The sequence below is a fragment of the Bacillus cereus group sp. BfR-BA-01492 genome (assembly GCF_022662815.1).
GTDB lineage: Bacteria > Bacillota > Bacilli > Bacillales > Bacillaceae_G > Bacillus_A > Bacillus_A cereus_BD.
Genome location: NZ_JAKUEH010000034.1, coordinates 1 through 11,125 on the forward strand (window position 1 = coordinate 1; position 11,125 = coordinate 11,125).

Sequence of the window (11,125 nt, forward strand, 5' to 3'; positions counted from 1 at the left end):
ACGAATTCATAGTAGCATTGGTTATAAAACTCCTCAAGCAATAGAAGATCTAGCTAAAAAGGTAGCTTAGATTTAACTTTTTTGTGTCCAAAATATTGACTCAAATCCACCCTAAAAAATCACAATCTCCCTTAGTAAGTTACTCTTTTAATTAGTTTCTTTTTTCACTAAACTATTTGGTTAGAATTATAAAAAGACTGCTGTATTTAACATATGTTTTATCAAATTTAACAATAAACCTACACATATTATGTATAATGAACGAAGTTCATTATCAATTAACCATTCTTAACACAAAAAGCATGACATTTTTATGTCATGCTTTTTCTCCTATAATCTAACAAGTCACTTCATTTCTAAATGTACAACTTTCTTGTAGTATGAACAACTTTGTTGTAAATGGTACAACTTTCTTGTCACTTCACAATTTCAAATCCACAACAAACACTAACTTACTCAACAGTAACAGATTTAGCTAAGTTACGTGGCTTATCAACGTCACACTCGCGGTGAAGTGCTGCGTAGTATGAGATTAGTTGTAATGGAACTACGGCTACAAGTGGTGCTAGTGCTTCGTGTACAGCTGGTAGTACGAAGCTGTCGCCTTCCATTTCTAAGCCTTTCATAGAGATGATGCATGGGTTTGCACCGCGCGCTACTACTTCTTTTACGTTACCACGAATTCCTAGGTTTACGTGCTCTTGTGTAGCAAGTGCGATAACTGGTGTACCTTTTTCAATTAACGCAATTGTACCATGCTTTAACTCTCCTCCAGCAAATCCTTCCGCTTGGATGTAAGAGATTTCTTTTAACTTTAACGCACCTTCTAGACCTACGTAGAAGTCTACGCTACGTCCGATAAAGAAACAGTTGCGTGTTGTTGCTAGGAATTGTTTTGCTAGTGCGTCCATTTCTTCTTTTTGATCACAAAGTACTTCCATTGCATTTGCTACAAGTCCTAATTCGTGTGTTAAGTCAAAATCAAGAGCTTCACCTTTTGCTTTTGCAATGTCAGCTGCTAAGATTGCAAGTACGGCAAGTTGTGCTGTATATGCTTTTGTAGAAGCAACTGCGATTTCAGGTCCTGCATATAAAGGAAGCGTGTAATCAGCTTCACGAGAAAGTGTTGAACCTGGTACGTTTGTGATTGTTAATGCTTTATGACCCATTTCATTTGTTTGCACAAGTACGGCACGGCTATCTGCTGTTTCACCACTTTGTGAAATGTAAATGAAGAAAGGTTTTTCTGTTAATAGCGGCATATTATAAGAGAATTCACTTGCGACATGCACTTCTACAGGTACTTTTGCAAATTTCTCGATAAATTGTTTTCCAACAAGACCTGCATGGTAACTTGTGCCACATGCAATGATATAAACGCGATCGCTCGCTAAAATCGCACTGCGAATCTCTTCATCTAATTCAATCTCGCCATTTTCATCTTGATACTTTTGAATAATATTACGGATTACAAGTGGTTGCTCATCAATTTCTTTCAGCATGAAATGAGGATATGTTCCTTTTTCAATATCACTTGCATCTAATTCCGCTGTAAACGGTGCACGTTCAATCGTTTCACCTTGTAAGTTTTTAATTGTAATGCTTTCTTTTGTTACGATTACCACTTCTTTATCCATTAATTCGATAAATTGATCTGTAACTTGTAACATCGCCATTGCATCGCTCGCAACAACATTAAAGTTGTCGCCAACACCTACTAATAGCGGGCTTTTGTTTTTAGCAACATAAATCATGTTTGGATTTTCAGCATCAAGTAAACCAATTGCATAAGAACCATGTAAAAGAGATAAAGCTTTACGGAAAGCCTCTTCTACATTTAAACCTGTATTTACTTGTTGTTCGATAAGTTGAACGATAACCTCTGTATCTGTTTCACTTACAAACGTTACATCTTGTAAATATTCGTTCTTCACTAATTCATAGTTTTCAATTACACCATTATGAACTAGCGTAAAGCGTTTTGATGTACTTTGATGCGGATGCGCATTTACTTTACTTGGAACACCATGTGTTGCCCAACGTGTATGACCGATTCCCACGCTTGTTGCTACATTTTCATCCACGATTTCACGAAGTTTTGCAATACGACCTTTTTCTTTGTATACAACAATACCGTTCTCTGTCTGTACTGCAATACCTGCTGAATCATATCCGCGGTATTCTAGCTTCTCTAATCCTTTTAATAAAATTTCCTTTGCATCTTGCTCTCCAATAAATCCTACAATTCCACACATGTTTAAGTCGCCGTTACAAATGCTTACATTGCCTTGCGAACATGTAACGACCTCGTCCGATCTCATTATTTTTCATAAAAAAAACGGATTACATATTGCTAGCTCTGTAAATCTGTAACGGCTTTCACCTTCCTCTCGATTGGTTTCCAGTCCGTATAGCATTTATACAGCTAGTATTCATCCGTCCCTTTTCTCTCATCACACTTTTATCTTTGTCCACCAAGTCGCCTCAGTGATTTAAATAAAAGCTTGCGGTTATGATGAATAACCGGGAGTCATCCGCCGAAATCTCGATAAAACTCCTCCTCGTCAACTACACACTTTGTAGTTCTGGCGCTTTAAACACTCTTATATTTACATTGAGAAAAAGAACAAGACCATCTTATAACAAACGACATAAACCGTCAATGAAATTTTTTCATTGCCTATAAAACATTATGAAAAAGGAGCACAAAGCGTGCTCCTTTTTCAAGAAAATCAGCAAATTATTCGGCTCCAACTTCAGCTTTTACAACATCTACAATGCGATGTACATACTCATTGCAAAGCTCTTGTGTTGGTGCTTCTGCCATTACACGAATAAGTGGCTCTGTTCCAGAAGGACGAACAAGAACGCGGCCATCCCCATTCATTTCTTCTTCTACTACACGAATAATCTCTTTAATTTTTTCATTTTCTAATGCTAGTTTTTTATCTGTTACACGAACATTTACTAATAGTTGTGGGAATTTTTTCATTTCACCTGCAAGCTCAGACAATGGCTTTTTCGTCACTTTCATAATGTTAACAAGCTGAAGTGCACTTAACATGCCATCTCCAGTTGTAATGTAATCAAGCATAATAATATGACCTGATTGCTCACCGCCAAGGTTATAGCCACCACGTTTCATTTCTTCCATTACGTAGCGATCACCAACTGCTGTCTTATTGCTTGTAATACCGTTTGCTTCTACCGCTTTATAGAACCCTAAGTTACTCATAACAGTCGAAACAACTGTGTTATGTTTTAGTTGACCAGTTTCTTTCATGTATTTTGCACAGATATACATAATTTGATCTCCATCAACGATGTTTCCTTTTTCATCTACTGCAATTAAGCGGTCTCCATCTCCATCAAATGCAAGGCCGATATCTGCACCTTTTTCTTTTACTAACTCTGCTAATCCTTCTGGATGCGTAGATCCAACACCATCATTAATGTTCATGCCATTTGGTGAAGTTCCCATCGTTGAAATGTCAGCTTCTAAGTCTGCAAATAAATATGGTGCTAAAGAAGATGTCGCACCGTGTGCACAGTCTAAAGCAATATGTAGACCAGAGAAATCTTCTTCTACAGTTTGTTTAATGTATTGTAAATATTTTTGTCCACCTTCAAAATAATCGTTCACTTGTCCTAGGTTTGTTCCGACTGGACGTGGTAATTCATCAACCTCTTTGTCTAATAATGCCTCAATTTCTGCTTCTTGCTCATCTGTTAATTTAAATCCATCTGCACCAAAGAATTTAATTCCGTTATCTTGCACTGGATTATGAGATGCTGAAATCATAACGCCTGCTTGTGCATCTAACGCTTTTGTTAAATAAGCAACCCCAGGAGTTGAAATCACACCAAGACGCATAACTTCCGCACCAATTGATAGTAAACCTGCCACTAAAGCTCCTTCTAACATATGACCAGATACACGTGTATCACGACCGATAATAACTTTTGGACGATCTGTATCTTTTGTTAATACATAACCACCAAAGCGACCAATTTTAAATGCTAGTTCTGGTGTTAATTCCTTATTCGCAACACCGCGTACACCATCTGTTCCAAAATATTTACCCATTACTATTCTCTCCTTTATCTTGCTCTTTTGGTTCCTCTGTTGTATTTTCTTTTCCTGTCCCATTACTTTGTTCTGTTTCCTTATCTTGCTCTTTTGGCTTTTCTGCTTCACTTTCGTTTTCTTTTTGTGAATTCGGTTGCTCTATGTTACCTTGTACTTCTTTATTTGGTTGTTCTTTCTTTACAAGAGTAACCTTTGCACTTGTTTGTTTTGCATGTATTGAAACATTACTTGGACCACTAACTTGAATTGAAACATTATGTGTTCCTGAAGACAAACCTTGTAGATTTATTACAGCCGTTATTTGTGCCGCTGTTATTTTGTCTACTATACTGGCTTCTCCTGAAATATCAACACTTATCTTTCCGCTTTGCGGGGAAAGTGTTTGCACAGTCATATCATTTGAAAGACCATTTTTTTGGATTGGAATACCATCGATTGTCTTATGTTTTGTTTGTTCTTTCTGCGCCTGTATCTGAACAGAGACCTTTACTTGATTAGGCTTTGCGCTTGTGACACCTTTTGGTAATAAAACAGAGGCATCGAATGTTGTAGACTCTGTTATTTTACTCAAGTCTACTTCGACCCCCTCTACCGTTTTTATATTATCCAAAACGTCTTTTGGACCCGAAATTGTCACTTCGCTCGGTTGAAGACTAATATTCGTAACCGCTAAACCTTCTGGCACATTTCCTTTTTTTATATAGTTTAGCGGCACGGTTTTTTCACTAGAATTTTCTGTCGTTTGTGCAACAACTGGAACCGTTACACTCACCTTAGATGGGCTCGTTTTTAAATATAAACGTTTTCCATTTTTATCATATATCATAACTTCTGCTTCTTTTGTGACTGTTTTGTTAATACCTTTTACATCAACATATGCTTTAGCAGAAGCAATGCTATCTATTTCCTCTTCCGTTCCCACTACCTCAACTGTATCAGGTTTCGGTTTTAGAGCAGATTTGTCAATGCTAGCACCAGACTGCACTTGATTTTCATTGGACAACTTCATATCTACAGAAACATACTTTTTCGCTTTATTATAAATGGCAACTTTAATTTTAGATGGTTGAACAGTTGCCTTTACATTACTCGGAATATTCACCGCTTTAAGCGGAACTTCATATGTTCCCTTTTTGTAACCGCGTAAATCTACAGGAATCTCAACCTTATTTTTGGCTTTTATAGCAGCAACAGAGGCCTTAGGTCCCTCTAATTTTACCTTTACTTGACTCGGGATACCGGTAACAATGTATTTATCTGTATCATAATCTACTTTGATAGGACAGTCCGTTAACGTTTCTTTTGTATCACCAGCAAAAGGTGATATATTGGCAGTATTATTTTTTTCTGTTATGGTTGTTGACATAAAAAGCATCAATGCCAATAGTAATGAGATTCCTTTTAAAAACCAATGGTTCTCCATTAACTTATCCATGACGCTTTCTCCTCCAATTCCAGTTCCATAAAGATGAAGAAGTTGTCTTCATATCACCACCACTAAACTCTGCCAAAAGCATTTCTTTCAACTGCTCTACCTTTAAATCACGATGTAATTCTCCATTTTTCGTTAAAGAAATTTGACCTGTTTCTTCTGATACAACAACGGTAATACTATCTGTCACTTCACTTACGCCCATTGCAGCTCGATGACGCGTTCCTAGTTCTTTAGAAATAAAAGGACTTTCTGATAATGGAAGATAACACGCTGCTGCTTTAATCGTGCTTCCTTGCATAATAACCGCTCCATCATGAAGAGGTGTATTTGGGATAAAAATATTGATGAGCAATTCTGATGAAACATTTGCGTTCAAAGGAATTCCTGTTTCTATATAATCTCCCATTCCAGTTTCCTTAGATAATGTAATCAATGCACCAATTCTTCGTTTTCCCATATATTCGGTTGCTTTCGATACTGCTGTAGCAACAATTTCAGCTTCATCTTCCTCATGACTAATTGTGCGAGAGAATAGACTACCTCGGCCTAATTGTTCAAGCGCTCTTCGGATTTCCGGTTGGAAGATGATAATAACTGCTAAAAATCCCCACGTTATTACTTGATCTGTCAACCAATATAACGTATGTAAATCAAGGAAAAAACTTAATATACGAACAACAACTATAACTGTAATCCCCTTCAAAAGTTGAACAGCTTTTGTACCACGAATTACAAGAATTAGCTTATATATAACAAACCACACAACGGCGATATCTAATATCGTACTGAGATATTGTAAAAAAGGCATATCTCCAAAAGGCATGCTAACCCTTCCTCCTACTTATGAGCAATTTCATTCATATATTAACATATTAAATTTATGCTCTATCTGTATGTATTTCCAACAACTAGTTAATTATACCATACATGAAAGAAGCGACAATTACAAACACCATCCCTCCTTTGGTTTAAATTGGTAAGATGTCGAACTTTTTATAATACAACGTACAATATAACTCATTATTATACTCCTATTTTAAAATAAAAAAAGCAGCATTTCAGCCGCTTTTCTTACATTTATTTCAGTTTTTCACCGAACAAAGAACCCATTAATGCAACAGCCGTTGTTGCAGTTTTATTTCTCTCATCTAAAATTGGATTTACTTCCACAAATTCAGCGGACGTAATAATGTCAGCTTCAGCTAACATTTCCATTGCTAAATGACTTTCACGATAGGATAGACCACCAATTACAGGTGTACCAACCCCCGGTGCATCATGTGGATCCAAGCCATCTAAATCTAAAGATAAGTGAACGCCATCTGTATGTGATAAATAAGAAATCGTTTCTTCCATAACAGCCGTCATACCCATGCGATCAATTTCGTGCATTGTAAATACCTTAATTCCTTCATTACGGATAAATTCCTTTTCTCCTTCATCTAACGCGCGTGCACCGATAATTACGATGTTTTCCTTTTTGACCTTTGGATACGCTTCATATAAATTGACGAGTGAAGGATGTCCATATCCTAAACTTGCAGCAAGCGACATGCCATGAATATTTCCAGACGGTGAAGTTTCTTCTGTATTTAAATCACCGTGTGCATCATACCAAATCACACCTAAATTTTTATAATGTTTTGCTACTCCTGCAAGTGTCCCAATCGCTATACTATGATCGCCACCTAGTACAAGCGGAAAACGACCTTCTTCTATAATATGATCAACTTTACTTGCTAATTCATAACAAACTTTTACAACTTGTGTAAGGTTTCTTAATTTTGTATTTCCATCTACTTCTTTCTCTCTATCAATATGTATATCCCCAATATCTTTCACGTCATATCCAATGTGCTCAATTCTTTCAATTACTCCTGCATAACGAATGGCACTTGCCCCCATATCAACTCCGCGACGCAGTTGTCCTAAATCCATTGGAACTCCAATAATTGAAATTTCTTTCTTCATCGATAGTATCCCCCTTTTATGCCTTCATTAAATATTTTAAATCTTTTATATAGTCTGACTCAACTCTACATTTTTTTGTATGGATATACACCTTATTCACACTTATTTCCTTTGAAATTAATATTTCTATATATATTTCTGTATAAAGTAGACTAAGCATCATCGCCTTTTCCCCATATAAATATAAAAAAACATCCCTATACTTAGAGATGTTTTTCCGATGCTAATTTCCATACTGCCGCAATATTTCTCGCCGTTATTTGAATATTTTCCTTAGCTGATTGATATGCTTCTTCTAAAGACATTGGCTTTGCTGCTATACTAAAAACAGCATCAATTCCTTCTTTATGAACCGAGACATGATTAGCAAGAACAGAACCGCCAATTGCTATAACTGGTATATGATGCTGTTTAGCACGCTTGGCAACTCCAACAGGAGCCTTACCATAAGCTGTTTGTGCATCAATTCTCCCTTCACCAGTTATAACAAGATCCGCATCTATTAGCTGCTCATGAAAGCGTATTGCATCTAAAACAATTTCAATCCCTTTACGAAGTCTTCCTTTTAGTACAACAACTGCTGCACCCATTCCGCCAGCGGCCCCAGCCCCTGGAATTTCTGCTACATCAATATGCAGTTGTTTTTTTAATATGTAAGAATAATGTTGTAAATTTTCTTCAAGCGTCCTCATGACCTCCATGGTAGCTCCTTTTTGTTTTGCAAATACAAAAGAGGCTCCTTTTTCTCCTACTAATGGATTATCAACATCACAGGCAGCTTCTAACGTGATATGCGCTAAGCGTGAATCTAACTTGGAAAGTTGAAAACTTTCAATACAATGTAAGTTCCCACCAACAGGTTCTATTCTCTCATTAGACGCATTAAAAAACTGAACCCCTAAGGCAGATAACATACCAGCTCCTCCATCATTCGTTCCGCTTCCTCCAAGTCCTAATATAATATGCTTTGCCCCTTGATCTAAAGTATGTAATATGAGTTCTCCAGTTCCCTTTGTAGTTGTAATAAGTGGATTTCGCTTCTCAAGTGGAATGTGATGTAATCCCGATGCTGCCGCCATTTCAATAAACGCTACTCTTTTATCTTTAGAGATACCATAGAACGCTTCTACATCCTCTCCAAGAGGTCCTGTGACAGAAGTAGAAACGATATCCCCTCCCGTCGCATCCACGAGCGATTGAACCGTTCCTTCACCACCATCTCCAATCGGCATTCTTACATACTCCGCTTTTGGAAAAATTGCACTGAACCCTTCTTGAATTGCTGTACATACTTCACTTGCTTGTAAACTCTCTTTATACGAATCAGAAGCAATAACAATTTTCATTTCCTTTCCCCCACTTTCCCCATCACCTATAGCAAAATATTAGATTGTATTTTCTTTTAAATTATGACGAATTGTATTATTAAGTGCGACACCTACAAAACAAAAAAACTCACCTCGCTTCGTGTAAAGTAGAAGTTACCACACCACTTACTTACACGGAGGACGAGTATGAGCTATTCCCATTTTACCACGTTTGAACGTGGACAACTAGAAGCACTTCATAAATTAGGTCATTCAACGAGAGAAATTGGTGCCATTCTGAAGCGGCATCACTCCCCTATTGCACGAGAATTAAAAAGAAACGTACAAGAAGATGGTACGTACCGCAGTGAAAAAGCACAAGAAGCATATGTCGAACGAAGAAGTTCTTGTAAGCCAATTGGAAAATGGTCTGTAGAACTCGCGAAAAAAATTCAAGAGAAATTAGAGCTTACTTGGTCACCTGAACAAATTCAGCATGGCTGTCTACAGGGAATTCTCTCTTTCAAAACGATCTATAACTGGTTGTACCAAGGAAAATTATTCACAAAGGATCTTTCTTGATTGAGACAGAAAGGAAAACGCAAAAAACCAAAGGAAACACGTGGACGTTTCAATATAGGAACGTCTATTCAAAAGCGACCCTCCGAAGTGAAAAAGAGAGAAATATTTGGACATTGGGAATTAGATACGATTGTTTCAAGTCGTGGGAAAAGCAAAGGATGTTTCGCGACATTTGTAGAACGTAAAACACGATATTATCAAGCCATTGTAATCCCGGACCGAACAGCGGAATCAATGGAATTCGCTATAAAACAGATAGCTACCATGTATCCATCCACTGCATTTCAAACAGCCACGGTTGATAGAGGAAAAGAATTTTCGTGTTATCAGAGAGTGGAAAAAGACTTAGAAATAGCAGTGTTCTTTGCCGACCCCTACTCTTCGTGGCAACGCGGAAGTAACGAAAACGCAAACGGACTACTACGAGAGTTTTATCCAAAAAGAACGGATTTAAGCTCTGTTTCACAAGAATTATTAAATCATGCATTACTTCTTATTAATCAAAGACCAAGAAAATGTTTAGGGTGGAAAACTGCCCACGAAGCGTTTCAAGAGGAACTGTCGCACTTAGATTGACAAACTGTCTTATAATAAAAAAAAGCTTACATCAAATTGATGTAAGCTTTTTTTATGGAGCCTAGCGGGATCGAACCGCTGACCTCCTGCGTGCAAGGCAGGCGCTCTCCCAGCTGAGCTAAGGCCCCGAAGTAATAAAGCGGAAGACGGGATTCGAACCCGCGACCCCAACCTTGGCAAGGTTGTATTCTACCACTGAACTACTTCCGCAAAAATGGTGAGCCATGAAGGACTCGAACCTTCGACCCTCTGATTAAAAGTCAGATGCTCTACCAACTGAGCTAATGGCTCGTAAATGGCTGGGCTAGCTGGATTCGAACCAGCGCATGACGGAGTCAAAGTCCGTTGCCTTACCGCTTGGCTATAGCCCATTAATATTTACTAGTATACTTTTCTTATCAAAAAAATAAACCTCAATTAGGTTATTTTTTAAATGGTGGAGGGGGGCAGATTCGAACTGCCGAACCCGAAGGAGCGGATTTACAGTCCGCCGCGTTTAGCCACTTCGCTACCCCTCCGACATATTATGGTGGAGGATGACGGGATCGAACCGCCGACCCCCTGCTTGTAAGGCAGGTGCTCTCCCAGCTGAGCTAATCCTCCAAAAGTGGTGACCCGTACGGGATTCGAACCCGTGTTACCGCCGTGAAAGGGCGGTGTCTTAACCACTTGACCAACGGGCCAAAAATTTTCAATACTGTTCCCAAGCTTCCAACCGGGCTTGAACCGGTGACCTCTTCCTTACCATGGAAGTGCTCTACCAGCTGAGCTATGGAAGCATAATGGCTCCGCAGGTAGGACTCGAACCTACGACCGATCGGTTAACAGCCGATAGCTCTACCACTGAGCTACTGCGGAATAATATAGCCTGGCAACGTCCTACTCTCACAGGGACAAGGTCCCAACTACCATCGGCGCTAGAGAGCTTAACTTCCGTGTTCGGTATGGGAACGGGTGTGACCTCTCTGCCATCATTACCAGACAATATTCATTTGAGACAAATACTATTATACTTAATTGATTTAAAAAGTCAACAAGTTTTTTTATATTCTCTCAAAACTAGATAACACTCATGTAGTTCTTAGCGTAATCTAGCTCCAACGGCTAGATCCTCCGGTCATTTCACCACCCTCGGTCGGGGGTTCCAATGCCCTACGGCTCTGA

6 protein-coding genes, 9 tRNA genes, 1 rRNA gene and 1 pseudogene are annotated in these 11,125 nt (G+C 38.4%); 1 reads left to right on the forward strand and 16 read right to left on the reverse strand.

The genetic code is table 11. The features are described from left to right. Positions 1-452: 452 nt before the first annotated feature. The 6 genes from glmS to MR063_RS21180 form a co-directional block, all read right to left on the reverse strand. Positions 453-2,255 (reverse strand): glutamine--fructose-6-phosphate transaminase (isomerizing), encoded by a 1,803-nt coding sequence (gene glmS / locus MR063_RS21155; RefSeq protein ID WP_242145429.1) that lies wholly within the window; start codon positions 2,253-2,255, stop codon positions 453-455. A gap of 485 nt (positions 2,256-2,740) precedes the next feature. Continuing rightward, positions 2,741-4,087, reverse strand: a complete 1,347-nt coding sequence (glmM, locus tag MR063_RS21160; protein WP_242145418.1) for a phosphoglucosamine mutase — start codon at positions 4,085-4,087, stop codon at positions 2,741-2,743. Further along, complete coding sequence (locus MR063_RS21165) at positions 4,080-5,525, reverse strand: CdaR family protein (RefSeq protein WP_242201283.1); 1,446 nt, start codon at positions 5,523-5,525, stop codon at positions 4,080-4,082. Before MR063_RS21165 ends, glmM begins: the two co-directional genes overlap by 8 nt. Continuing rightward, positions 5,518-6,348 carry a diadenylate cyclase CdaA gene (gene cdaA / locus MR063_RS21170; RefSeq protein ID WP_011983283.1) on the reverse strand — a complete coding sequence of 277 codons (831 nt, stop codon included), beginning with the start codon at positions 6,346-6,348 and terminating at the stop codon, positions 5,518-5,520. The genes MR063_RS21165 and cdaA overlap by 8 nt, the downstream gene beginning before the upstream one ends. A 254-nt stretch (positions 6,349-6,602) precedes the next feature. After that, positions 6,603-7,496, reverse strand: a complete 894-nt coding sequence (rocF, locus tag MR063_RS21175; protein WP_242201286.1) for an arginase — start codon at positions 7,494-7,496, stop codon at positions 6,603-6,605. Between the two features lie 203 nt (positions 7,497-7,699). Continuing rightward, positions 7,700-8,842 carry a glycerate kinase gene (locus MR063_RS21180; protein ID WP_242201289.1) on the reverse strand — a complete coding sequence of 381 codons (1,143 nt, stop codon included), beginning with the start codon at positions 8,840-8,842 and terminating at the stop codon, positions 7,700-7,702. 168 nt (positions 8,843-9,010) lie between these two features. On the opposite strand from MR063_RS21180, the pseudogene MR063_RS21185 reads away from it, so the two are divergent. Then, positions 9,011-9,961: pseudogene (locus MR063_RS21185) on the forward strand (IS30 family transposase). Between the two features lie 55 nt (positions 9,962-10,016). Here MR063_RS21185 and MR063_RS21190 read toward each other — a convergent pair. The 10 genes from MR063_RS21190 to rrf all read right to left on the reverse strand — a co-directional run bounded on the left by MR063_RS21190 (position 10,017) and on the right by rrf (position 10,943). Then, a tRNA-Ala gene (locus tag MR063_RS21190) sits at positions 10,017-10,089 on the reverse strand. Between the two features lie 10 nt (positions 10,090-10,099). Next, a tRNA-Gly gene (locus MR063_RS21195) sits at positions 10,100-10,171 on the reverse strand. A 5-nt stretch (positions 10,172-10,176) separates the two neighbouring features. Beyond that, positions 10,177-10,252: transfer RNA gene (locus MR063_RS21200), tRNA-Lys, on the reverse strand. Between the two features lie 5 nt (positions 10,253-10,257). Further along, a tRNA-Gln gene (locus MR063_RS21205) sits at positions 10,258-10,332 on the reverse strand. Between the two features lie 63 nt (positions 10,333-10,395). Further along, positions 10,396-10,479, reverse strand: a tRNA-Tyr gene (locus MR063_RS21210). 9 nt (positions 10,480-10,488) lie between these two features. Next, positions 10,489-10,564 (reverse strand) — tRNA-Val (locus MR063_RS21215). A 5-nt stretch (positions 10,565-10,569) separates the two neighbouring features. After that, a tRNA-Glu gene (locus MR063_RS21220) sits at positions 10,570-10,644 on the reverse strand. A gap of 23 nt (positions 10,645-10,667) precedes the next feature. Next, a tRNA-Thr gene (locus MR063_RS21225) sits at positions 10,668-10,740 on the reverse strand. Positions 10,741-10,744: 4 nt separating this feature from the next. After that, a tRNA-Asn gene (locus MR063_RS21230) sits at positions 10,745-10,819 on the reverse strand. A gap of 8 nt (positions 10,820-10,827) precedes the next feature. Beyond that, a 5S ribosomal RNA gene (rrf, locus tag MR063_RS21235) occupies positions 10,828-10,943 on the reverse strand. Positions 10,944-11,125 lie beyond the last annotated feature (182 nt).

What these genes read in the sequence shown, in the direction of transcription:
- glmS (WP_242145429.1), bottom strand. Translation starts at nt 2,255, where the DNA reads ATGTGTGGAATTGTAGGATTTATTGGAGAGCAAGATGCAAAGGAAATT.
- MR063_RS21165 (WP_242201283.1), bottom strand. Translation starts at nt 5,525, where the DNA reads ATGGATAAGTTAATGGAGAACCATTGGTTTTTAAAAGGAATCTCATTA.
- cdaA (WP_011983283.1), bottom strand. Translation starts at nt 6,348, where the DNA reads ATGCCTTTTGGAGATATGCCTTTTTTACAATATCTCAGTACGATATTA.
- MR063_RS21180 (WP_242201289.1), bottom strand. Translation starts at nt 8,842, where the DNA reads ATGAAAATTGTTATTGCTTCTGATTCGTATAAAGAGAGTTTACAAGCA.
- rocF (WP_242201286.1), bottom strand. Translation starts at nt 7,496, where the DNA reads ATGAAGAAAGAAATTTCAATTATTGGAGTTCCAATGGATTTAGGACAA.
- glmM (WP_242145418.1), bottom strand. Translation starts at nt 4,087, where the DNA reads ATGGGTAAATATTTTGGAACAGATGGTGTACGCGGTGTTGCGAATAAG.